The organism is Phyllobacterium sp. OV277, from assembly GCF_900104355.1.
Classification (GTDB): domain Bacteria; phylum Pseudomonadota; class Alphaproteobacteria; order Rhizobiales; family Rhizobiaceae; genus Phyllobacterium.
Genome location: NZ_FNIY01000004.1, coordinates 179472 through 203429 on the forward strand (window position 1 = coordinate 179472; position 23958 = coordinate 203429).

At 53.2% G+C, this 23958-nt stretch carries 23 protein-coding genes; 6 read left to right on the plus strand and 17 right to left on the minus strand.

Annotated features, from left to right (window positions below; translation table 11 throughout):
- Positions 1-102: 102 nt before the first annotated feature.
- The 14 genes from BLU05_RS15550 to BLU05_RS15620 form a co-directional block, all read right to left on the minus strand.
- Complete coding sequence (locus BLU05_RS15550; protein WP_139210469.1) at positions 103-486, minus strand: hypothetical protein; 384 nt, start codon at positions 484-486, stop codon at positions 103-105.
- A gap of 196 nt (positions 487-682) precedes the next feature.
- On the minus strand, positions 683-1297 hold the full coding sequence (locus BLU05_RS15560) for a helix-turn-helix domain-containing protein (RefSeq protein ID WP_244518369.1): 615 nt from the start codon (positions 1295-1297) through the stop codon (positions 683-685).
- 291 nt (positions 1298-1588) lie between these two features.
- Positions 1589-2689, minus strand: a complete 1101-nt coding sequence (gene ugpC, locus BLU05_RS15565) for an ABC transporter ATP-binding protein (RefSeq protein ID WP_091881609.1) — start codon at positions 2687-2689, stop codon at positions 1589-1591.
- The gene (locus BLU05_RS15570; RefSeq protein ID WP_091881610.1) at positions 2689-3735 is read right to left on the minus strand and encodes an NAD(P)-dependent alcohol dehydrogenase; all 1047 of its coding nucleotides are present in this window, start codon (positions 3733-3735) and stop codon (positions 2689-2691) included. The genes ugpC and BLU05_RS15570 overlap by 1 nt, the downstream gene beginning before the upstream one ends.
- A 6-nt stretch (positions 3736-3741) precedes the next feature.
- Positions 3742-4557 (minus strand): carbohydrate ABC transporter permease, encoded by an 816-nt coding sequence (locus tag BLU05_RS15575; RefSeq protein WP_091881613.1) that lies wholly within the window; start codon positions 4555-4557, stop codon positions 3742-3744.
- The gene (locus BLU05_RS15580; RefSeq protein WP_091881615.1) at positions 4548-5417 is read right to left on the minus strand and encodes a carbohydrate ABC transporter permease; all 870 of its coding nucleotides are present in this window, start codon (positions 5415-5417) and stop codon (positions 4548-4550) included. Before BLU05_RS15580 ends, BLU05_RS15575 begins: the two co-directional genes overlap by 10 nt.
- Positions 5418-5520: 103 nt before the next feature.
- Entirely contained in the window at positions 5521-6786 is a 1266-nt protein-coding gene (locus BLU05_RS15585) for an ABC transporter substrate-binding protein (RefSeq protein WP_091881618.1), read from the minus strand.
- A 235-nt stretch (positions 6787-7021) separates the two neighbouring features.
- Positions 7022-8011: a beta-ketoacyl-ACP synthase III gene (locus BLU05_RS15590; protein ID WP_091881620.1), complete on the minus strand. Its 990-nt coding sequence runs from the start codon at positions 8009-8011 to the stop codon at positions 7022-7024.
- A complete protein-coding gene (locus BLU05_RS15595) occupies positions 8008-9288 on the minus strand; it encodes an adenosylmethionine--8-amino-7-oxononanoate transaminase (protein ID WP_091881622.1) in 1281 nt (426 codons plus the stop codon). The genes BLU05_RS15590 and BLU05_RS15595 overlap by 4 nt, the downstream gene beginning before the upstream one ends.
- Positions 9285-9923, minus strand: coding sequence for a dethiobiotin synthase (gene bioD / locus BLU05_RS15600; protein ID WP_091881624.1), 639 nt, complete (start codon positions 9921-9923; stop codon positions 9285-9287). The genes BLU05_RS15595 and bioD overlap by 4 nt, the downstream gene beginning before the upstream one ends.
- Entirely contained in the window at positions 9920-11065 is a 1146-nt protein-coding gene (locus BLU05_RS15605) for an 8-amino-7-oxononanoate synthase (RefSeq protein ID WP_091881626.1), read from the minus strand. The genes bioD and BLU05_RS15605 overlap by 4 nt, the downstream gene beginning before the upstream one ends.
- The gene (gene bioB / locus BLU05_RS15610) at positions 11062-12066 is read right to left on the minus strand and encodes a biotin synthase BioB (protein ID WP_091881628.1); all 1005 of its coding nucleotides are present in this window, start codon (positions 12064-12066) and stop codon (positions 11062-11064) included. The genes BLU05_RS15605 and bioB overlap by 4 nt, the downstream gene beginning before the upstream one ends.
- 161 nt (positions 12067-12227) lie before the next feature.
- A complete protein-coding gene (locus BLU05_RS15615; protein WP_091881631.1) occupies positions 12228-12896 on the minus strand; it encodes a GntR family transcriptional regulator in 669 nt (222 codons plus the stop codon).
- Positions 12897-13051: 155 nt separating this feature from the next.
- Complete coding sequence (locus BLU05_RS15620) at positions 13052-13942, minus strand: fatty acid desaturase family protein (protein WP_091881633.1); 891 nt, start codon at positions 13940-13942, stop codon at positions 13052-13054.
- Between the two features lie 111 nt (positions 13943-14053).
- On the opposite strand from BLU05_RS15620, the gene BLU05_RS15625 reads away from it, so the two are divergent.
- Both BLU05_RS15625 and BLU05_RS15630 read left to right on the plus strand, forming a co-directional pair.
- The gene (locus BLU05_RS15625; protein ID WP_091881636.1) at positions 14054-14983 is read left to right on the plus strand and encodes a LysR substrate-binding domain-containing protein; all 930 of its coding nucleotides are present in this window, start codon (positions 14054-14056) and stop codon (positions 14981-14983) included.
- Between the two features lie 105 nt (positions 14984-15088).
- A complete protein-coding gene (locus tag BLU05_RS15630; RefSeq protein WP_091881638.1) occupies positions 15089-15805 on the plus strand; it encodes a class I SAM-dependent methyltransferase in 717 nt (238 codons plus the stop codon).
- A 107-nt stretch (positions 15806-15912) separates the two neighbouring features.
- Here BLU05_RS15630 and BLU05_RS15635 read toward each other — a convergent pair whose 3' ends face one another.
- Entirely contained in the window at positions 15913-17400 is a 1488-nt protein-coding gene (locus BLU05_RS15635; protein ID WP_091881640.1) for a MocR-like pyridoxine biosynthesis transcription factor PdxR, read from the minus strand.
- Positions 17401-17505: 105 nt separating this feature from the next.
- Here BLU05_RS15635 and BLU05_RS15640 point away from each other — a divergent pair, with 105 nt between their 5' ends.
- A complete protein-coding gene (locus BLU05_RS15640) occupies positions 17506-18690 on the plus strand; it encodes an MFS transporter (protein WP_091882311.1) in 1185 nt (394 codons plus the stop codon).
- A 218-nt stretch (positions 18691-18908) separates the two neighbouring features.
- Here BLU05_RS15640 and BLU05_RS15645 read toward each other — a convergent pair whose 3' ends face one another.
- Positions 18909-19739, minus strand: a complete 831-nt coding sequence (locus tag BLU05_RS15645) for an oxidoreductase (RefSeq protein ID WP_091881642.1) — start codon at positions 19737-19739, stop codon at positions 18909-18911.
- A gap of 114 nt (positions 19740-19853) precedes the next feature.
- Between BLU05_RS15645 and BLU05_RS15650 the strand changes: the two genes are divergently transcribed.
- On the plus strand, positions 19854-20759 hold the full coding sequence (locus BLU05_RS15650; protein ID WP_091881645.1) for a LysR family transcriptional regulator: 906 nt from the start codon (positions 19854-19856) through the stop codon (positions 20757-20759).
- A gap of 283 nt (positions 20760-21042) precedes the next feature.
- Here BLU05_RS15650 and BLU05_RS26450 read toward each other — a convergent pair whose 3' ends face one another.
- Positions 21043-21276 (minus strand): gluconate 2-dehydrogenase subunit 3 family protein, encoded by a 234-nt coding sequence (locus tag BLU05_RS26450; RefSeq protein WP_244518371.1) that lies wholly within the window; start codon positions 21274-21276, stop codon positions 21043-21045.
- On the opposite strand from BLU05_RS26450, the gene BLU05_RS26455 reads away from it, so the two are divergent.
- Both BLU05_RS26455 and BLU05_RS15665 read left to right on the plus strand, forming a co-directional pair.
- The gene (locus tag BLU05_RS26455; protein ID WP_244518401.1) at positions 21178-21381 is read left to right on the plus strand and encodes a hypothetical protein; all 204 of its coding nucleotides are present in this window, start codon (positions 21178-21180) and stop codon (positions 21379-21381) included. The genes BLU05_RS26450 and BLU05_RS26455 overlap by 99 nt on opposite strands.
- Before the next feature lie 685 nt (positions 21382-22066).
- On the plus strand, positions 22067-23899 hold the full coding sequence (locus BLU05_RS15665; RefSeq protein ID WP_139210470.1) for a hypothetical protein: 1833 nt from the start codon (positions 22067-22069) through the stop codon (positions 23897-23899).
- Positions 23900-23958 lie beyond the last annotated feature (59 nt).

Below are 23958 nucleotides of genomic sequence, written 5' to 3' on the forward strand. Positions count from 1 at the left end.
AAAGTTGACATGAGAAACCTTTGAAATCGAGGACGGGAAATGGCCTTCGTCAGTTTTGATCCGGGTCGGCACAGTCGAGTATAAATGCCTATTTGATGGCTTCTACTCCCCAAGCTTGGTCCTGAGTTCCATCTCCAAATCTATGATCGCATCCGACAAGGGTTGACTGGGCATCGCTTTACATTTGTTTTCGACCGCCCTGAAATATTGATCTTGTTGGCCTTCCTTCAAGGCGTCCGGCCCAGGCAAGGTCTCATTGAACCCACTCAAAAAGCCAGCGATCCAATTACGATAATCTTGACCCGTAGCATGGTGCTTGCGGAGGTTTTTCAGGAAAGTCTCACACGTCACAGCGCCCGGCCCGAACTGGGTTTTGGCTCCGGTCGGGGAAATCCAGACCAGTGGAAGACCGATTGCCATGATGATTATCAAGCGCATTCGTTCGGCTTTATCGCAAGCAAGGATCGAAGCTGTAGACAGTGACATCGGTTCCCCGGTAGGTGCCAAACTGTTTCACCAGAAACGGACTGAGATTATAACAAAGCTTTTGCAAGCTCGTGGACAATGCTTAAAGGAACTCAAAAATCTGTTCTGCTGGCATTTGCCGGTAATTGGACCATTGTCTTAGTCATGCCTCCAAATTTCCGGCCGCGTTTGACCCTGACACCGCAGTTGCCCGCTGTTAGAATTGTTTCGTGCGAGGCGCTGCAGCGAGCTTTCTGTAATCTGACGGGGTTAACCCGCACTCTCTTTTGAAATGGCGGTTAAAGTTTGAAATGTTCTTGTAGCCGACATTAAAACAAATCGACGTAATCGGCTCTGCCTGCTCATTGATCATATTGCAGGCCCGACTAATCCGGAGCTTATGGATATAGTCCACGAAGTTTTTGCCCGTGGTTTTCTTGAAGTAGCGGGAGAACGTGGAAGGTGTCATCCCCGCCATATCTGCGGCAACGGACATCCGCACATCATTGTAAAGGTTGCCAAGAATATAGGATGTCACGCGCTGCATAATTGCTGCGCTGTCAGCATCCAGATTGGGAGCGTAGTCACGACTTGAAAGAATGATCTTCTCATCGCTTTCGGCCATCAATGATATAAGCTCAAAGAATAAAGCAAGTCTCTGTAACCCATGAACCTTGCCGATCCTGCGCATCAGGTCGATACCCTGTTCTTCGGCTGTCCCGTAAAATTGCAGACCCCGCAAAGCCTGATCAAGCAGAATACGGGGCGTTGCCATTTCTGGCATGATTTCGGCGGTGCGTGCGAAAATCTGCGGATCGAATTGCAGAACCATATCCCGGTCCTTGAGCACCTCATTTCCGAAATTGGTGCTTACCCATTCGTGCGGCAAATTGGAGCCAACAAGGCACAGGTTTCCCGGCTGAAAATCACCGATATAATCACCGACAAAAGCTGTTCCACTTGATTGAGTGATCAGGTGAATTTCGTATTCAGGATGATAGTTCCAGCATGCAAGCCGGTACGGATAGTCATGCGTAAACCACCGGAACGATTGGCCGGGATCACAAAATATGTGTTCGAGTTCTGCGTTTTTTGCAACGCCGATCGCCATTGTCACCTCGCGTCACGCCTGGAGTGCGTGGCGGATCAATGTCCGCTCCGTCTCCTTGTCGAAGATATGAATATGCTTTTCATCCACGGTCAACCGGCAGGGCTGCCCGAGCTGCGGACACGCGCCGGAATCAAGCAGTGCGCCCATTTCCACCGTCCCCAGACTGAAGTTTATCAGGGCCTCATTGCCAAGATATTCAATCAGATCGACAGTTCCGGAAAGGATATTCGTATTGTCTGTTGAAGCGGCTGCCTCCAGATGAGCAGGTCGTATCCCAACAGTAACGGTCTTGCCGTCTTCAAGGGTATATCGCTTCCTGCTGACCTCCAGCTTTGTATCGCCATTGGACAATATGTATTTCGAACCGCCTGATGATACGGTCATGTCGATGAAATTCATCGGAGGCGTACCAATGAAGCTGGCGACAAATTTGGTGAGGGGATTTTCGTAAATCTCTCTCGGTGTACCCAATTGTTCAATACGTCCATCCTTCAACAGAACAATTCGGTCTGCCAGTGTCATGGCTTCCAACTGATCATGGGTAACGTAAACTGTAGTGGTCTTTAACGACTGATGCAGGCGCGCAATTTCGACACGCATATGATTGCGCAATTTTGCATCGAGATTGGAAAGTGGCTCATCAAAGAGAAAGACCGCCGGCGTCTTGATCATGGCCCGGGCAATTGCAACGCGCTGCTGCTGTCCACCTGATAGAGCGGCGGGCTTGCGCTCCAGATAGGGATCAAGACCAAGCAGTGAAGCTACTTCCCGCACACGCCGCTCGATTTCGGGTTTTGAAACTTTCAGACGTTTGAGCCCAAAGGCGATGTTGCCGAAGACACTCATATGCGGATAGAGCGCATAGTTCTGAAAGACCATGGCAATGTCACGATCACGCGGCGGCAGATCATTGACTACCTTGCCAGCAATAGTGAGCTCGCCATCCGAGATCTCCTCGAGGCCAGCCAGCATGCGCAATATCGTAGACTTGCCGCAACCGGATGGGCCGAGGAACACCACAAATTCATTCTCTTCAACGGAAAGATCGAATTTGTGTACAACCTGATGTGTACCATAGCGCTTGGTTATCTCATTGCAGACTATAGCGGCCATCAGTATGTATCCTCTCCCAAATGTATCTGTAACTTGACGTCAGCAGGTCGGCCTTCCGCGGCACGTTCAAAAGCTGCAATGCTGTCCTTGAAAGCGTAGGTGCCCGCGATAAGCGGCTTCAGATCAACCTTGCCGGAGGCGATGAGGGCGAGCGCCCGGTCGTAGACATTCGCGTAACGGAACACAGTTTCCATGCGCACTTCCTTGGATTGTGCTGCGACAAGATCGAGGCTGACCGGTTCAACCGGCATACCGACGAAAACAGTGGTGCCGCCCGGCCGCACAAAATCAAAGATGCCTTTAAATGCACTTGGATGACCGCTCGCTTCGAACACAATATCCACACCCCAATTGTCAGTCTCTTTTCTGACAAGAGCAGAAAGGTTGTCGTGGCGGCTGTTCACGGCAATGATTCCATCGTAGCGGGCTGCAATGGCCAGCTTTGGGTCCTGAATATCCGATATGATGACGCGGCTGCAGCCACCCGCAAGCGCCGCAAGAGCAACCATGATGCCGATTGGACCCGCACCGATGACGAGTGCAGTATCGCCGGGTGTCACGCGCGCCTTTGTGACTGCCTGCATACCGACAGCAAATGGCTCGATCATTGCGCCTTCAGCAAATGAAACATTCTCAGGTAATCGAAATGTCAGATTAGCGGGATGAATAACAAATGGTGTGAGGCAGCCATGCACCGGCGGTGTCGCCCAAAATACCACATCGGGATCAAGGTTATAAAGTCCAAGCCGGGTCGCCCGGGATTTGTCATTTGCAATGCCGGGTTCCATGCAGACCCGGTCACCCTTGCGTAAGCTTCGAACGTTGGGACCAACCTCGATGACAGTCCCCGACGCTTCGTGCCCCAGGACCATCGGCTTGTCGACAATATAAGGTCCAATGCGGCCATGGGTATAATAATGCACATCGCTGCCACAGATACCGACGGTATCAATAGCAATTTTGACGTCATCGGGACCAAGATCGAGTGGAAGATCCATGTCACGCAACGACAGGTGGCGGGTTTTCTCCAGAACAAGAGCCTGCATGCTCCATTAGTCCTTTTTCTTGAGTGCTGAATTGATGAAACCGCTCATGACACCAACAAAGATCAAAGGCGGCAGGGAAAGAACGATGACCGAGGCATTGAGGATGCCCCACGGAACATTGCGTCCGAGAAGGGTAAACTCCGAGGCGATGATGGGCAGCGTCTTGGCGTCAGATGTGGTCAGCATCAGTGCAATGAGGAACTCATTCCAGACAAGAATGAAACTGAAGATGACGGCACCGATCAGTGATTTCGCAGCCACCGGCAGAGCAACCTTAAAGAACACCGCATAGGGACCATAACCATCAACAATTGCTGCCTCCTCGATTTCTCGGGGCACGCGACTGAAAGCCGGAATTGCCAACCAGATGATCGTTGACATGGTCAACAGCGTGTAGGTGATAACGAGGGCCGTGCGGGTATCGTACAGGCCAAGATCCAGCCAGATGGCAATCAATGGAATTGCCACAGCAACCGGTGGGAGGAAACGCAGCGATAGGACGAAGAACTGGATATCGTCGGAAAAGCGGTTCGGATAACGCGCGACGGCATAGGCAGCGGGGATTCCAAGAACGGCACCGATCAATACGGACAGGCCGGCAATGATGATTGAATTGAACAATCCGTGCTGCACATTATCGCGTCCGAGCACGTAGATGTAATTATCAAGCGTCGGCGTAAAGATGAATTTCGGTGTTGTCGAAACGATGTCGACCAACTGCTTGAACGAATTCAGAAACACCCAGAAGATCGGAAAAATCGCTACCAAGACGAGTGCTGTAAGCACAATTTTTGAGGCGACGGATTTTGATTTTACTGCCATTTGCGTACCCACTTCCAAAGAACTGTGAAAGCGATGATAGTGGCAAACATCATCAGGACGGCCATACTGGACGCATAAGAGATTTTGCCAGCTTCCACGAACCCTTGAGAAAACGCATACATATCAAGCGTTTCGGTCGCGATACCCGGACCACCACGGGTCATGACATAGATCAGGTCGAAGGCGCGCAGAGATTCCACCATCTTGACAAAGACGAGACTTAGCAAAGGCGCGGCAAGCATGGGGATGCCGATATAGAAATGCACTTCCCATGTCCTGGCATTATCGAGGCGCGCAGCTTCAAATGGCTGGGGCGGTAATGTCTCAAGCAGTTTCAGAATGATGACCGAGAAGAACAATCCCCACTGCCAGACATCGACGATGGCGACTGATGCCAATGCCGTCGACGGCAGGGAAAGAAAATCAACAGGAGCACCGGTCAGCAATTTGATCGGATAGTTGATGAGACCAAAAAGCGGATTGAACATGAACTTCCACACAAAGGCCGCAGAGACGCGGGGCAACATCACGGGGATGATAAAGAGCACCGTGACCAGGTTTCGCATGCGGAGCGAGGCAGTCTCGTAGAGAAAGATTGCCAGAAGAATGGCGACCAGCATCGTTGCAGTTACAGTCACCACCTCCCAGATCAGCGAGATCCGGATCGCATTGAGAAAACGTCGGTCATTGAACAAATCTATAAAATTGGCAAACCAGACATAGCTACTGTTAGGGAAACTCAGCTCCCGGTTCTGCAGTGCAATATTGACGGCCGCAATGGTCGGGACAAACGCAAGGATCGCAAGAACCACGAGCGGTGGTATGAGAAAAAGCAGAGGTAGGCTTGTTTTCCTGTTCATTTCGGTAATCCGGCAAAATCATCAAAGATAAGTGAGGAACGGGGCTTCACATGGGGAGCGTTGTGAAGCCCCGGACAGCGACACGAAGGAATGTCGCTGCGGATCAGCGGCGTGCGATCAACTTGTTGGCGTAGGCCTCAAGCTCATCAAGGCCGCCTTTGATATCTGTCCGGCTGCCGGTAATCAGCTCTTCGAGGATGATGCCCCAGCGGTCGCCGAGATCAGGCCAATCGGCGTTGACCCAGAAATTGACATCGGTGTACTGCGCCGTCTCGTTAAGCGCATTGCCAATCTCCGCACCATATTTCTTTTTAAAAGCATCACTGTTGATGACACTGGTTCGATTGATGTCACCAAAAATGCCCTGTTCAAGCCGTCGTTCTTCATTTTGTTTCGATGTGGCCCATGCGATAAAAGCACCAGCGCATTTCTTTGCGGCATCGTCGGCATTTGCCTTTGCGCCGATGGCAAGGCCATGGCCGTAGCCGCCTCCGACGAGCGGACGTGGTGGAACGGTGTAACCGACCTTGCCCGCCACCGATGATTGTTTGGGGTCTTCCGTCTGGCCAGCAAGCGGACTTGATTCGATGATCATCGCGACATTGCCAGAGTTGAAGGCTTCGGTGACCTCAGTCCAGCTGCCGGTCTGCGTACCCGGGGCCGAATATTTGAAAAGACGCAGATAGGTCTCTGTCGCTTTAACGGCCGCATCGGAATTAAAGGCCGGTTTGCCATCGACAAACCACTCGCCGCCGAATGCCTTGAAATAGGTCATCCACCGCCAGACATTTGCGCCAGACCCGCGACCGCCGCGTAGGGCCGTGCCGTAGAAACCCTTGGCCGGATCATTCAGTTTGGCAAGTGCGGCTTCGTATTCCTCCAAGGTCTTGGGCGGCGTGATCCCGGCCTTTTCCAGGACATCCTTACGATAGTAAAGCAGATCACCGCCGCCCTGAATGGGGGCGAAATAGGCGATGCCGTTGTAGCTGGCAACTTTCTTTCGCCCCGCATCGAAATCATCATAACTGGCGTCCGCCGGGTAGTAATCGAGCAAAGGCACGATCCAATTTGACTCGGCAAAAAGCGCGACATTGGCCTCGTCAATATAATAGACATTGTACTTACCCGTTGTTGCTGCCTCCGCACGCGATTTGGCGCGCCGATCATTTTCATTCAGGTAGTCAAACTCGAACGAAGCACCCGAAAGCTTCTTGAATTCGTCCTTGTAGTTTTCAAGCAGGGTAAGACTGTCGCGGGGTTGCGCCAGAACCCGGACTGTACTGTTGCAGATTTGTGCATTCGCGCTATTTGCAAAAATGAGTAGAGCGGCACTCCCAAACAGGGCAGTGCGATATAGTCTGTCGATCATTGGTTGTCCTCCCAAGGTCACCATTATTGGGGATATGGCAGGCATTTCTCCTCTTACCTGTCCAATCCTGAATGAAAATTGACAGGGGTGAAACAATCTCGATAGCGGCAAATTTTCACAAAACTAATACGAATTTGCAATTTCTTGGCTTGAGAGCAGACGGGCAAAATCACAGAACATGGTTCAATTGAGCTGGTTATTATACCTAGGCCAGTCCAATGTTACCGGTATGGCATTAAATGCCCCAGACGACGGCGCCACCTGTCAAGCCAGCGCCAGCTGCGGTTAGCAGCAGTTTTTCGCCCGGCACCAAGGGTCGGTTGCGATGCGTAAGACATAGTGAGAGCGGAATGGTTGCGGCAGAGGAATTGCCATACTCTGCTATGGTGCGCACGGTTCGGGAAGCATCAATGCCAAGATTATCCGATACCACGTCGAAAATGCGTGCATTGGCCTGATGTGGCACAAACCTGTCTATGTCTGCCGAACAGAGATTCGCATCTGCCATCGCTCGCTGTGCGCATGTGGTCATCATCTGGACAGCCTGCGTGAACATTTCCTTGCCGCTACGCATCGTCATCAGGCATTCCTCATTTGCCATGCCTGAAACAAACGGCTTTGTGGAACCTCCTGCGGGAATTGAGATCAGATCATAATGGCTGCCGTCCGACGCTAGGTTCATACCAAGCAAGCCAGCATCTGAATCGCTTGATGGCACCAGAACGACAGCACCCGCCGCATCGGCAAAGAGAACGGCACTTGCGCGTTCGGCCGGATTGATGCGCCTGCTCAAAATATTGGCGGCCACGACAAGAACCGGACGCCCTTGCGCACGGACGAAACCATCAGCAAGCGTTAACGCGTAAAGGAACCCCGAACATGCACCGGCAAGATCAATAGCACCGGAATTAATGAGCCTGAGACGATGCGCCAGCAATGGAGCTGAAGGTGGTAAAAGATGGTCAGGGGTTGATGTGGCAAGGATCGTCAGGGCGATGTCATCAGGCAAGAGATCGGCGTCGTCCAAAGCCGATGCCCCTGCCTTTTCGGCAATATCCGTGAGGAATTCGCCGTCTTCGACCCAATGCCGGGTGCGAATACCGGTTCTGCGCTCAATCCAGCCGGGCTCCAGCCCGAGTTTGCTTTCTATCTCTGCATTTTCCACGCGGCGCGCCGGCACGTAGTGACCAAATCCGGCAATTCGACTTGCCGCTATCCGGCTCATCGCCTCCCCACGGCAAGCATATCCGCCGCCTCATCAATAGCATCATAGGCACGGTCCAGATCAGTTTCATCGACGCAATAGGGTGTCATCAGATAAATGACATTGCCAAGAGGGCGGATCAGGAGATTTCTGGATCGGAAGAAAGCGCGTAGTTTTGGTCCAGCGTCGGAAAGATAACCTGATATCGAAGTATTGAGGTCTAGTGCAGCGATCGTCCCGGTCTGGCGTATATTGCTGAATCGTGGGTCTGCCGCGAACCGTTTCAACCTTTCACGATGCATGGCTTCCAGCGATCGAATGCGCGCATGCACTGGCTCTTTCTTCCACACTTCAAGATTGGCGAGCCCCGCTGCACAAGCAATCGGATTGGCAGTGTAAGAACTCGAATGAAAGAAAGTCTTGGTGCGATCGGTGGATAGATGCGCCTCAAATATTTTTGGAGAACACAGGGTTGCAGCCAGCGGCAAAGCACCACCGGTCAGTCCTTTCGATGTGCATAATATATCCGGCGTAATGCCCGCCTGATCGCAGGCAAACAATGTTCCGGTTCGCCCCCAGCCGGTCATCACCTCGTCAGCGATCAGCAAGGTGCCATATTTTTCAGCGATGCGCTTCAGTTCGGTCAAGAGCGATGCGGGATACATCCGCATTCCCCCTGCCCCCAACACAAGCGGTTCGACCAGCAATGCAGCGACCTGCCCGCCCCGGCATACCTGTTCGAAAGCATCAAGCGTATTCTGCTCATGTCCAGGTAGAGGAAACGGCACCTGATCGACACTGAAAAGCAAGGACTGGTAGGCCGCGTTGAAAACCCCGCGCTCCCCCGCAGACATGGTCCCGATTGTATCGCCGTGATAGCTGTGTTCCATAACGACGATGCGCGACCGTGGTTCTCCCATATTATGGAAATAGCCCAATGCCATCTTCAGTGCGACTTCCACGCAGGTTGACCCGCTGTCCGAATAAAAGACGTGTGCAAGGCCTTCCGGAGCGATGGCGAGCAACCCCTTTGCAAGTTCTTCGGCGGGCTCGTGGGTAAACTCAGCAAAGATGATCTGATCAAAGCTGTCGCAAGCCTCGCGGATCGCCTTCATGATAAGCGGATGGCGATGTCCGTGTGTGATAACCCACCAGGAGGAAATCGCATCGAGAATGGCTGACCCCTCGTCGTCATGAAGCCATGCGCCTTCCGTTCTGAGGATGCGCCTCATCGCGGGCTCCAGCGCGTGTTGGGTGAACGGATGCCAAACAGGCGATGATGCAAGAGAATAGGTCACGGGTTCACCATCTGAAAATGCGCTGTATCAAAATTTTCCTGAAAGGCTTTGTGCAACGCATCGGATGTCAACGGCTTAAGCAATGGCAACCGGCCAAGGCAGCGAACGCGACCCAACGTCCCGATAATGTGCTGCGTATCCATATGTTCATCGCCGATGAAGACAACGCCGAACACCGGTACAGAACGTTGGCGCAAAGCTTCCAAGGAGAGCAATGTGTGATTGATCGTTCCAAGACCCGTGCGAGCGCATAGAATCACGGGGATTTGCCAGCGGGCGAAAAGATCGGCAAATATTTCGGTTTCCGTCAGCGGAACCATCACACCACCAGCGCCCTCAATAATGAGCGGACCGTCTATGGAAGGCGGATTGAGCAACTCCGGTCGTATTCGAACATTGTCCAACCGCGCAGCAAGATGTGGCGAAGCAGGCGTCTGAAGCCGCCAGGTCTCGGCAATAATCCTATCGGGCGGAATCTGACCGAGGCGGGCAACGGCTTCGCTATCAGTTTCTTCCTCAAGGCCAGCCTGGACAGGTTTCCAGTAAGAGGCACCGAGTGCACTGACTAGCGCCGCTGAAAATATTGTCTTGCCAATATTCGTATCGGTACCCGTAACGACAAAACGCAAACTCATATGACTTCCTCGGCCAATGCAACTTTAAGATGATTGAGCATCCGCTCGATTTCGTACTGGTCGACATTCAGTGTGATGGCTATTCGCAGGCGCGCTGTTCCCTCGGGAACCGTGGGCGGGCGGATTGCACGGATATCGAAACCACCCGCTTGCAGTCGCCTCGCAACACGCGTTGCACGCGCATTATCGCCAATCAGGATGGGCAGAATTTGTGACCCGCTCCCTTCCATCCCAAACGTCGCCGCAAGTTGTGTGTTGGCGAACGTGAAAAGTTTCTGCAGACCCAGTCTGCGCTGAGGTTCGTCTGCAAGCATCTTCAGTGCCTCGCGAACTCCCGTCGCCATAAGTGGCGACGGCGCGGTGGAATAAATGAAGGCGCGGGCGCGATTGACAAGATAATCGCAAAGGACCTTGCTCCCCCCTACAAGCGCACCTGAAACGCCAAGTGCCTTGCCGCAAGTGTGCAACAGGATAATGTTATCCCGCCCCTCAAGGCCCCTCGCAAGCCCACGCCCCTCGCTACCAAATACTCCGGTCGCGTGTGCCTCGTCGACGACGAGAAAACTCTCATATCTGTCCGCAAGCGCCATCAGATCGGCTAACGGCGCACGATCACCATCCATGGAATAGAGGCTCTCGACTGCAATCCACGCATGCCCCTTGCCGCCCGCCATGCGCCACTGCCTCAATGCGCTCTCGAAATTCCCGAGATCATTATGCCTGATCATGACCGATTGCGCCCGGCTGGCTGTGACACCTTCGCGAGCGCTGGTGTGTATAAACGCATCATAGACAATGAGATCATCGCGTTGCGGCAGCGTCGAAAACAGCGCGGCATTGGCGGCATAACCGCTTGAGAAATAGAGCATCTTCTCCACACCGAAAAAGGCAGATGCTTCATATTCAAGCGCCTCATGCTCGGGGTGGTTGCCGCGAAGCAAACGAGACCCGCCCGAACCAGCCGGGACGCCGCGCTCCAAAGCAGCAGCTATCGCTGCTGCAATACGCGGGGAACCGGCAAAGCCGAGATAGTCATTCGATGTAAAATCAACACCGTTGCATGGCACCAACGTCCGCAATCTTCCCTTGCGTTCTAATCCGTTCAACGTCCTGTCATAACGAGCAAGATAATGGGACGTCATTCGGCAATACGCGGAAGCATTGCCTTCAGCCCCAATCGCCGGAACAGTCCGGTATCGTGATCATCGCCGGGATTTTCCGCAGTGAGCAGCGTGTCACCGACAAAGATCGAATTCGCACCGGCGAAGAAACACAGCGCCTGCATCTCGTCGCTCATTTCCGTACGCCCGGCGGACAGACGAACATGCGTTTGAGGCATGAGAATGCGGGCAAGCGCTGTGGCCCGCACAAATGCAATGGGATCAACGGGAATTGCGTTGGCCAGCTTTGACCCGGGGATCGGGATCAGCATATTGATCGGCACACTCTCCGGCTGTACCGGAAGGTTGGCAAGGGTAACGAGCATTGAGATATGGTCATCCGTCGTCTCGCCCATGCCGAGAATGCCACCGGCACAGACCTTGATCCCTGCCTCCCGCACATTTCCCAGTGTTTCCAGACGATCCGCAAAACTGCGGGTACTGATGATCTCGCTGTAAAAACGCTCGGACGTATCAATGTTGTGATTGTAGTAATCAAGGCCCGCCTCTGCGAGCCGGTTCGCCTGTCCTGAAGACAGCATACCAAGCGTCATGCAGGTCTCCATGCCCAGCGCCCGAACGCCCTCGACCATGGCAACAACCATGTCCATGTCACGATCTTTGGGACCGCGCCACGCTGCCCCCATGCAGTATCGTGTTGCACCACTGTCGCGAGCCTTGCTTGCCTCTTCAAGGACCTTCTCGACTTGCAGCAGCTTCGATGCCTTGAGCCCGGTGGGGTAATGTGCGGACTGGCTGCAATAGCCACAATCCTCAGGGCATCCACCCGTTTTGATCGACAACAATTTGCTGAGCTGGATGGCATTGGGGTCAAACTGTGCCCTATGCACACCATGCGCCTGGAATAGCAGATCATTGAACGGCAAATTATAGATTTTTTTTGCCTCATCGAAATCCCAGCGTTCAGCGGGGATTACAGATGCACTCAAACCTTCGCATTCCTGTATCGCAGATACTGACATTGATAACCTTTCGGGCTTACATGCATAATTATAGATAGAATCACAAATTATCTATAATTTTATTCACGACATGGAAAAACGCAAGCCGCTTCGAACGGTCGGAAATTTAAATCGAGCTATGGCTGTCTAAAAATGCCTCGCGAGATGAACGACAGCGGCAATTAGCCAACAATGGCAAAGGCGTCGCGCGTTGAGCCTGTCGGGCCTTTAACCGGTTTTTGCCCGATCCATTGAACGTGGCGTTCAAGCACGGCAACAGCGTTGTCAGTATTGCGCTGCCGCAGAAACCCGAGGATTGCACGATGATCGTGATCGGTCCGAACTTCCCATTCCGAGCGCCAAGCTGAAAACAGGAAACGGGCACTCACCGCATGAAGATCGTCGATTGCCGCCAACAGACGCGGCATTTCGCATGGGGTCAGGATCAGCCTATGAAACCGCCGATTGGCCTCTTCCCAAGAGCGCACATCCCGCGAATTATCGCCCGCGAAGGTTGCCTCTTCGGCCTGCTCAAGAATTGACGCCGTCAAATGCGGTACCGCATGGCGAAGTGCAAGTCCCTCAAGCTCGGCACGCATCAGCGCCACTTCGCGAACCTCTTTCAGATCAAAGGAGGCCACCCGCACACCCCGTCGCGGTTCGCTGACGGCCAATCCCTGGGCCTCAAGCTTGCGAAATGCCTCTCTCACAGGAACGTGGCTTGCTCCAAACTCTTCGGCAACATGGTCCTGCCGCAATTTGGCACCCGGCTCCAGCTGGCCCGTTACAATCCTGTCTGCAAGGATGCGGCTGATGCGGTTGGCAATGGTGTCTTCGTTGGCTGCGGTCATGTTCTATAGATATTTTGCTTCTGATCCCCTGTCGAGCCAGCCCCGTTGTATTTGTTGTGGGGCACTTTCCGAACATAGTTGGCACCGCATTTCAGCATCGTCATCGCTGTCGACCAACTAAATCATGTAGAATTCATGGCATTCAAGGGCAGCATTTACCGCATCGTCTCAATGTACTTAATGTTAAAATTGATATAGCCAGCCTCCGTTTCCTTGAGCTGGGCCTCTATCAGCTCGTGGAATTCCGGCAGTCGGTGAAAAGGCACACCAGGATATGAGTGGTGTTCGGCATGATATGGCATATTCCATGCAAGCTTGCGAACGAGCCAAGTCGTCGTGGTGGTCCTGCTATTTTCCAGCATATTTGCAACAAATGGACAGCGACCATGCTCGGCAAGAAGATAGAGACGCAAGAACGGCTGCCCAAGTAGAGCTGGCAGTACCCATACATAGAGAAGAAGCGCCGTGTGCAGATAAAGCGAAAGTGCAAGCATGATGGCATAAACAATCATCATCATCCGCGCTTCAGCCCGCACTTTTGAGCACCCTTTTTCGGGAACAAACGTGTCGTAGCAGTGGCCAGAAGCATTCCTGACCAGCGTTTTCAGATGACTTACCCAAACTGGAAAACCCGAGACGTGTACAATATATTGTCGTAAAAATTCTGGTTTCGGAGATGCCAATTCAGGATCGTTTTCAGGGTCTTGGGTAAAGCGGTGATGGGCAAAATGGAAATACCGAAACCAGTCCGTCGGCAGCACGAGGATGAAACTGCATGTACGGGCAACACAATCATTCAGCCACTGGGTTCTGAACGGGGTACGATGCACCGACTCATGCAGCAGGGTGAATAAAAACACGAGCAGGATACCTTGCGGCAACATCAAGAGCGGCCACAAAGTTATACGCATTGCGATCAACGACCCGAGAAAAACGATCGCGCCCCAATGAGCGGCGAGCTGAATCACGCCCGCTCGGTTTGATTTGCCAGTCAGATGGTCACGCTGCTCAGATGTCAGTGATGCGATAATAGTCCGGTGATCCATGGATGCCCTCAAACAGTTGGTTTCAGATGAATGAGAGTATTCAATATTTAATCTTTTTTAAAACGAGAATTCCTGCCATATTAGAAAGATAAGCTTATCTATTTTAGGTGAATAATCTTGTTTCCATCCTTACGTGGATTGCAGGCATTCGAGGCAGCCGCGCGAACTGGCAGTTTTATGTCTGCAGCCAAAGAGCTTTCAATTTCGCCTGCGGCAGTCAGTCAGCTTATTCGTGCTCTCGAAGCACAAGTAGCACGCAAACTGTTCCAAAGGATCAACCGGCGAGCCATACTCACGGAAGCAGGCCGAGAAATTCTGCCCCGGCTTTCATTGGCTTTCGACGAGTTGAGAAGTGCTTCGAGTGAACTGTCCGGTGGTCAACGACGATCTTCACTCGTCATATCGGTACCGCCTTCGATGGCAATGGGTTGGCTCTCGCGCCGTTTACCTGATTTCATCACCGTACATGGCCCGGTAGATATCTCTTTGAGGGGTGAAGGCGACCCTGTTTCATTTGAGCGCGATCTGATTGACATTCGACTATCCTATGGGCGCTTCCACTATCGCGAACACAGCACAGAAGAAATTGCCGTTGACGCGGTTTTTCCCGTCTGCACACCGGGTTTTCTGGCACAGCACGGCCCCGTGAATACCACCGCGGATCTACTGACCTTGCCATTGATTCATACCGATTGGGGACCGGCTGCGTCTTCGTTTCCCTCATGGCGTAACTGGTTTGAAACAGCACTTCTGACACCCGGCCGCGACATTCAACGGGGCCTGACCGCAAACTCGTCAAAGGCTGCTCTTGATCTTGCGCTTGGAGGATTGGGAGTCGCTCTGGGGCAAGGCATTTATTCTGCTGACCTAATTGAAACGGGCCTGCTAATCAGACCAGTAAAACGCGTACTTGAACTCGGACAGCCTTACTGCCTGACAATACCTCAACGAAGCGCCCGGAAAACGGTGGTATCGGCTTTCAGATCATGGTTCATCAATGAATGCTTGCGCTCGATAAAATCACCATCCCTTGCGATATAGGCCGAGATGCTCGCATTCGGGTTCCGACGTCATCTCCTATATATTTTCAAACAGCTCTTGTCCCGCCCCCATCTAGGCTGGGAATGCTCGCGAAGGAAAAATACTATGTCCAAAGATTCCGCTGCCAAATTTGATAGCTCCCGAGCTGCGGAGTACGCGCGGCAAAGCCGGATTGCTCTGGCCGGCTACGATGCTTGCCACGAGCTTTCGGCCTGCATGCTTTCGGCAGTGCTTGGTGCTGGAACAAAGGCGAGGTTATTGGTCGTTGGAGCCGGTGGAACAGCCGGTGAGATCATAGCCGCCGCAACACTCGAACCAGATTGGTCATTTGTCGCCGTTGACCCGTCACCACCGATGCTGGAGCTGGCGAAGGCCGAATTGGCCGCAGCCGGATTGGAGCAGCGTGTGGAGCCGGTTCTGGGTCACCTTGCCGAAATCTCCATAACACCATCTTTTGACGCAGCGATCATGATTGGTGTCCTGCATCACCTGAAAGATGACGAAGCAAAAAGCGAAATCCTCAAGCAGATTGCAACACGTCTTAGACCGGGCGCGCCATTGGTTCTCGCCGGAAATTATAGAACCTATGCTTCGCAGCCGCTCCTGATGAAGGCTTGGGCCACCCGTTGGCGGATGAACGGCGCCGGTCCCGAGGAAATCGAAGCCAAGATGGGCAAGATATTGCAAGGAGCCGAACCACCTAGATCGGAAGAAGCTATTGCCATTTTACTCTCCGAGGCGGGGTTTGATACTCCATGCCGCTTCTTTTCCAGCCTGTTTTGGGGCGCTTGGTTGACACGCCGTGTACCTGACGGTCTGTGAGGCGGACACGGTTCATTCAGATAGAAAACGAACTATTTGGCGACAGGCCACGGTAGCGCGTCATCAAACCTCAACTGGCCCGACATCTCGGTGGGAATTCGCAATCATCATGGTTTGAAATCCGCAAAGACGGCGGCCAAACGTTTTGTTCCGATATCGGCCTCGGCATCTGTTAAGGCCGAGAAACCCAATAACAAACCATAATCGGAAGTAGGCGCGATGTGCATTGGCGAAATCGGCAGTACAGAAACGCCATGGTCGCGTGCGCCACGCGCTAACGCTGTGTCATCATTTTCCGCACGAACGCGCGCCAGAAGATGGACTCCCTGTTGGGGCGGACTGACTTTTAGATGTTCGAAGAGGCGCTCATGCAACAGTGACACCAACACATCCCGCGACTGCCGGTAGGCATCGCGCAATCGGCGTAAATGGCTCGAGAAATGTCCTTCAGCCAAAAAGTCAGCGACCACCAATTGTTGAAATGGAGCGGGGAAACGATCAAGAAGTGCGCGCATGCTGCGAAACGCCGGAACCAAATCGTCCGGCACCACCAGATAGCCAAGACGAAATCCCGGCAGCAGAGCCTTGCTGAAAGTGCCGACATAGATGACACAGTGGTGCTCATCAATTCCTTGCAGGGCGGCAAGTGGCGGCCCGTCATAACGGAACTCGCTGTCGTAATCATCTTCAATGACCCAGGCCCCGGCGGTTGCAGCCCAATCAAGAAGCGCCAGCCGGCGCGCCATGGGAAGCACCACGCCTGTGGGATATTGATGCGATGGAGTGACATAGACAGCCCGTGGCCTGACAGCGAGTGCTGCGAGGGCGGAAACGTCAATGCCATTGTCGTCAATCGGTACAGGCGCAAGCGTTGCCCCATGCGCGATCAAGGCATGCCGGGCGGGCGGATAACAAGGGTCCTCCACCGCAACGACATCGCCTGGATCAAGTAAAGAACGGATTGCAAGATCGATCGCTTGCTGGGACCCCGCAGTGATGAAGATGCGGTCCGGTACGCAGCGCACACCACGCGCGGCGAGAAGATAGGCGGCCACCGCTTCCCGCAACCACGCTTCCCCCTGTGGATTGCGGTAATGGTCCGACAAGGTACCGACATGGCGATGAGCAATGCGATTGAGGATCGCGCGCGTCTTTTCATCCGGTGGCGTGCGTCCCGTGGCAAACGGGACCTGCGGTGGCGGATCGGGTTGATGAGCCGTCATGATGACAGTACGGGCAGCGCGGGAAAGAAGGCGATCACGTTCCGGCCCCGACCATCCCTCTCCACCCGGACGTCCGGAGCGTTCAGGCACATCAGATGAAACGAAAGTACCCGAGCCGATGCGGCCGACGGCATAACCTTCGCTCAGGAGTGTTTCATAGGCCTCTATGACCAGGCCACGGGACACACCCCAAAATTGCGCGCCCGCACGCGACGAGGGAAGCCGTGTCCCGGGCTGCATCACCCCGGTGATGATCACCGCACGCAAAGCAAGATAAAGCTGTCGGACAAGCGGCACGGGAGACACCCTGTCGATGGCGATAGTAACCAGATGCGCTGTTCCCTCGCGCCGGCGCGAGCCTTCAACTGTCACGTTTTATACCCCAAAGTGGTTCCCGAGAGCGGCTTCAAGTGGTCCTGTTATTGTATGTGGAATGGCAAGATAATCGAACCAATTATTCATTTGAGTCAAGAGATCATGCGCACATCACACGCCAACTGCCTGTTTATGGGAAGCCTTCTAACTGCCGCTGGCTATGGAGCCACATTCCTCCTTACCGAGCATTTCCGCGCTTTTGGCGGTAGCGAGATCGACACCGGCATTACGCTTGGCGGCGCAATGTTCGGCACTTTGATTGGAGTGCCTTTGGTCGGCTGGTTTGCTGGCCGCTTCGGCGCGGCTCGCATGGGAGCACTGGGGGCGCTGGCTGTCTGTGCCGGGTACCTCGTTCTTGCTTCCTTGAAGACCCTGTCGCCGCTGATCGGTGGAGCTGGCTTTCTCATTGGACTTGGGTGGGGAATATTCTATCTCGCTGCACCAATGGCGTTGTCCGAGCGCGTCACAGATACGGAGCGTGGCTTCTGGTTCGCACGCTACGGAGCGTTCCTGATGGCGGGAATTGGCGGCAGCCCGGTTATTGCAGGCACGCTGACGGGAAGCCTTGGATTTTCCACTCCCGCTGCATTTTGCCTGGTTGCGGCGGCCTGTGTTCTTGCGGCCGTGCTTCTGTGGGCTTTTGACAGACTGGCCCCAAAAGGCGCTGCCGTTGCACGGGCCTCTTTCAGTGAAGGCTGGGTGCGCAAATTGCCTGATATCGCCCGGACGCGAGCCATCTACCCAATCCTGATGGTGGGGCTTGGCGCTTGTGTCTTTAGTGGTATTTTGACGTTTCAGACGTCGCTCGTGCGAGGCACCGGCCTTCAGGCCAGCACGTTCTTTAGCGTCTACGCCTTAACCGTGGTGGCATCCCGTTTTGTATTGGCACCGGTGGTCAACCGAGCCAATGGTGATCATGTCGCCATTGTTCTCCTGTCGTTGATGATCCTCGGCGTGGTGGTAAGCTTCGGATTTCACTATGGCGTCTTGGTCCAGATCACCAGTGCTGTTCTGATTGGCCTTGGTTATGGCTTGGTTTACGCAGTGATCCAGACACAAGCGGTGAATGATGGTCCCATCGATCAACGTAACGCTGCAATGACGTGGTTTGTAATCGCTTATTTCGTCGGCATATTCGGATTTCCCCTGTTTGGTGGCTGGATGATCGTCAATTTCGGCACGAATGGCTTACTTGGTGCCATATTGGCGTTCGCGATTGCTGAGTTGGCCGTGGCGCTGCTGCGCGTACGCCACGGTCTGTACGCTCTGCCGAAGGAAGCCTCATGAGCAAGCCGTCGATCACGGATTACCGAGGAGCAGAGAGGGAACGAACAGCATTGCGTCGGCACCCAAATGATATCAGTGGAAGATGGTCCGACTGTTTGGAACGCGATATCGCCAATCGCCTGCTTGCCACGGATCAGGATTGGTCAGATCCGCTTGAATAGTCACGCTGGCCGCCACCGCCATTTTACCCAATAGATCCCCCTTCTTGGGGGATTTGCCTATTCAGCTTTTTCGAAATCAGTGCTGCGGGTAACGGTTTCCCAAGCATCGATCTCATCGGCAATCTGATCCAGTTTGCTGCGTGCACGGCGCAGCGCGTCGCTGCCAAGCAGCAAATGAAGAGGCGGCTTATCGGAGCGAACCAGGGCGATGATCGCTTGCGCCGCGAGATCCGGATTGCCCAGCTGTCGACCTGCAGCGGTATCGAAGGCGGTAGAACTCCGTCCGATGGTCTCAGCGTAGGCAGCATCTTCAGCGTCACTTTTGCGTATCGAGTGAGACGAAAGGAAATCCGTCCGGAATGCACCTGGGGCAACCGCTGTTACTTTGATTCCAAGTGGTGCAACTTCCAAAGCCAATCCTGATGAAAGCCCTTCAAGCGCGTATTTGGCGGCAGCATAGACTGCCGATCCGGTGGTTGGCGCGCGCCCGGCGATCGACGTGACATTGATAATGTGACCGTGGCCTTGTGTGCGAAGGTAAGGCAATGCCGCTCGAATGATCTGGAATGGCGCAAAGACATCGACAGCAAACAGCCGCTCGACATCTGCATCTGACGCTTTCTCCAATGCACCAAGCAACCCGTATCCGGCATTGTTTACGATGACATCGATCTGGCCCGCTATCTCGAACGCCTTCATTACGCTGGCCGCCGCCGCGTTGCCATCGACCAGATCAACATTCAAGATATGCAAGGTGCCGCGATCATGATCAAGTTGGAATTGCCCAGCTCGAACTGTCCCAATCACAGTGTCCCCTTCTGCCAGTGCTGCCGAGGCGAGTGCCTTGCCAAGACCACGCGAAATCCCTGTGATAAACCAAGTTGTCATTTTTCTATCCTCTTCAATGAACCAAAGAGAAAATGACAGAAAGGCCTTGTATTTATAATACATTCAAAAATTATAGAACTTGTTAGTTGATCTAAGCAATATATAGTGCCCAGAATGGATAGCTTGCTCGCCGCTCATGACTACAACCAGCTTCGCGCCTTTATTGCCGTAGCTGAATTTCTAAGCTTCACCCGAGCTGCCGATAGCCTCGGCGTTTCCCCTTCAGCTTTAAGCCAGATGGTGCGAAGTCTAGAGGAACGGTTGGAGATGCGCCTCCTCCACCGGACGACACGAAATGTGTCACTGACGGAGGCTGGTGAAAATTTGCTTCAACGGGTGAAGCCCGCGGCATTCGAACTTGGAAGCGCTGTCGCGCAGGCCCGTCGCTCAGGAGAAAATCCTGCTGGAACGGTAAAGGTACATTCGTTTCGATCTGCGGCCCGAAAGCATATCGAACCCATTCTTGCCAGCTTCACCGAACGCTACCCTGAGGTGCTGCTCGATATTACGCTTGATGATGAAGTGATTGATATCGTTGCAGGAGGCTTCGATGTGGGCCTGCGTATAGGAGAGGTGATCGAGCGCGACATGATTGCCGTTCGTCTGGGATCAGAACTCCGGCAGGTGGTGGTGGCGACACCTGATTATCTCGCCCGTCATGGATATCCGGAGCACCCACGAGACCTCGTTCGCCATCGCTGCATACGCTGGCGCTGGCCGGGCCGGGCGACACCGTATGCCTGGGAATTCTTCGAGAATGAAAACTGGTTCAGTGTCTCTGTCGAAGGTCCGTTGATTTTCAGTGATAAGGAAATGGCGCTGACCGCAACGCTCAAAGGAATCGGGATCGGATTTCCAATCGAAGACACGGTTGAAGACCACCTCGCTAGCGGAAGGCTCATCAGCCTTCTCGATCCATGGTGTGCTCCGTTTCCCGGACTGTTTTTATGCTATCCCAAGCAGCGCCATATGGCACCCGCCCTGCGGGTTTTCATCGATGCCCTGCGAGCCGGTGCCTGAATGCTCGTTCTCTGACGTCAATCTGCGTCAATTCAGGTCATCTATCCGTCTTGGAATCCTCCCTCCAGATTGCAGATTCATGTCTTATGGGATGATCTGCTCCCCCAGACGTTCGCGCACATGGAGCGCAGAGCCATTTCTTCCGGTTGCGGACGCCAGTTCAGGCCGTTCCAGTGTGTGCTCGCGCCGCCAATGCCAATACCTGGCAGAAAGGAGCCGAAGCTGCGATAGGGGGCAACGCAACCTCGTTATCATTTCGCCGTACTGTCCTGACGTGCCATTTTTATGCCCTCTCCCCCTTGATCGAAACAGAACCGAGTGGATAGCGAACATTGTATCGTTCAACCCATTCTTTATAGCTGCTACGAGCACCCGGAAAGCATATATAGCTCCATGCCTGCATGCTGTGGTTGCCGCCATGCATCGGATTGGCGAAGTAGCCTTCTCTGGTGGTTTGCAGAAGAACAGTGAAGAAATCTCGCAGCTCCGGCTGCAGACCGACCTCTCCTTTTTGCAAAGTGGTCAGCGCTGCGTCTTGCTGTTCTGCCGAGAGAGCGGCAAAGGCCGCGCGCTGTATTTCTGTTCATACCAAGCATTGAAGGCCGGAATGCCCTGGCGATAGATTTGCGCAGGATTGAGCGGGGTTTGCCGGGTCGGCGGACGGGTCGTGAGGACCGAGCATTTACCAGTCGTCAGTCCTGCCATAGTCGCCGGTGATCTGAAGATCGATAAATACGGGAACTCGGGTTTCGATGGCCCCCGGGGACCTTCATCCTCCGACGGGATCAGTCTGGCTGTCGCAGCAAGAATAAAGGCCCACTCAATATCACTAAAATGTTGACGTTCTTATTGCTCAAGCGAAACCGCCGGTATTTTTGGTTCTGCTTTGGCTGAGACAGCTAGGCCTGAAAGCATGACACTTACCGCGGAGAATTTCAGGAAACAGCGGCTCGCATATCCAGAAAGATCAGCCATTGTCGTTTCCTGCCAATTAGGTGGTAAGACAGTTTGATGTACTTCCGAAAGAAGTCACAATGCGCAAATGACGAGCGCACTTTGATACACATCTGACAAGAAGAGTTCAAATATCTTGTGCTCTAGTTTCGCAAAACCCACTATCGCAGGCGTGAAAGCTAATGCCTCCGTTCCGTCACAACCGATAGTCAGTCATTTATCCCGCATAGAAATTCCGGCAGATATGACATCTCCCATGTTCACGGTCGTCATTTTGATCAGACTGCTTAGGGATAATGCAAAGCTGAAGATGCTCAGTTTTCCTGCTGTCGTATAAAAAGGAAACCACGAAGATGTATAACGGGATGTCGCGCGGCATAGCGAAGATGATTTTGGGTTTATTTCTCGGCCTGGCGGCTCATTCTGCCATGGCTCAAGAAGTGGTGACCATTCCTTCCTACACGCCGACTATTGGTGCCATCAGCACATTCCGAACAGAAAAGAGCATTGAAACGGATATGTCTATCTGGCTGGAAAAGCCAAGCAGCATCATGCGCGGTGACTTTCTCCAGCAAATGATGGTTGTATCCAAGGATGAGCAAGCGGTGCGCATGCGCTGGTCGTTGAGTTCTGATGTCCCTGCAAAGGCAACGGGAAATTATGATCTCAATTCACAATACAAGACCACACTGGACCTTTATGGTGTTGAGCAACTGGAATTTGAGACAGATTTGAATGGATTCCCGTTTTCTTTGATCGGATTCGATTCTATTCGACAGAATATGCAAGACAAGATCGCAAGTTCTTTTGGCAATAGGCCAGTGCCTGAAGGGTCCGTACTATCAAGCCTTGTTAAAAAACTGGATAATAATCCCTCGGTTCTGACTGATATTCTTGTGCCCGAGGCTGGGCTTTTGGCACGTGGCCAGTGGTATAAGAGCGCGTCACTCAAGGTGGGGGATCAATGGCAGGCATCTCGCGATGACGACATCAATGGAACCGCTGTCAATATTGTCACAACATCGTTGCTCGAAAGTGTCGATCACTCAACTCAGACGGCCGTTATCACGTGGGACGAAATATCCGATAAGGAAGCGCTAACAAAGGCATCTCAGCCGGGAATTGATGCGATGATTGCAGCATCGAAGGAGCGTGCAGCAAAACTGACCACTGATCAACTAGCTGTCATCAAGAGCGCCAGCAGTCGCCGCCTCGGTCGTTCCGTGGTTTCGTTGGTTGATGGTTCTACAATAGAGGTGACTGAAACGCTGACTACTCAGCTGGGTGGTCTCAAAACCACCACTGTAACGCATGTCAAACGTGAAGATGGCATATCGTCTGACTTGGCAGCTAAAAGCCCGCGTAATCCGGTATCTGGTGCAATTCAGCCGGTATCACCAAATTGGCAAAACGCTTCCAATCTTGAACAAACGCTCAAAGAGCTGAAGAGCAATGATAAAGACACCCAAGGAAAGCAGGCCGGCGTTGAACAACTGCTCGGTAGCGCAACCGTCCCCGCAAAACCCGATAAAATACTGCTGACAACCCTTCCAGAGAAAGTGAAGTATTCCGAGCCGGTGGCACTCAAAATATCGAGCGCGGCGGTAATGAAATCACCGATCTCTTATGGATATGAGCTGAAAATCATCCTTCAACCAGAGAGTAGCGCTTTATTTGGCGCTTTCACAAAAGCTGCAATCGGACAGAAAACACAATTGCGGATTGATGGCGAGACAATTTCGGAGCCGGTGGTGATGTCACCTATCGTGGACGGGACAGTACAGATTTCGGGTGACGACAAAGACACGCTGGATGCCATGGCACGTCACTTATTATCGCCTGACGCTCATATTGAGGTACAAGCGATACCAGAGGCGCTTCCACTTCAGGTGGAAAATGCAACGGCGTCAAAGCTCGATTCCGGTGGTGTGGCGGTGAATATCGTTCTCACTCCACAAAGTGCCGCGCTTTACAAAGATTTTACAAGGCAAGCGGTCGGTCGGGCAATCGAACTGCGCGTTAATTCCCAGGTGATGGGCTCAATGGTCCTGAAAGACGAAAACGCCACCGGAAAAATCCAATTGACGGACGGTTCCAGCACACAGGAGCAATCCGAATATTTTGCCAGTTTGCTTCCTGATGCCACTGTCGAAGTAATCGTCATCATCAAGCCCCCCACCCAATAAGGGCTTATTTGCAAAAGTAAGCACTATCTGATCTGCGGCGCCTTTAGCGGGATAAGCAC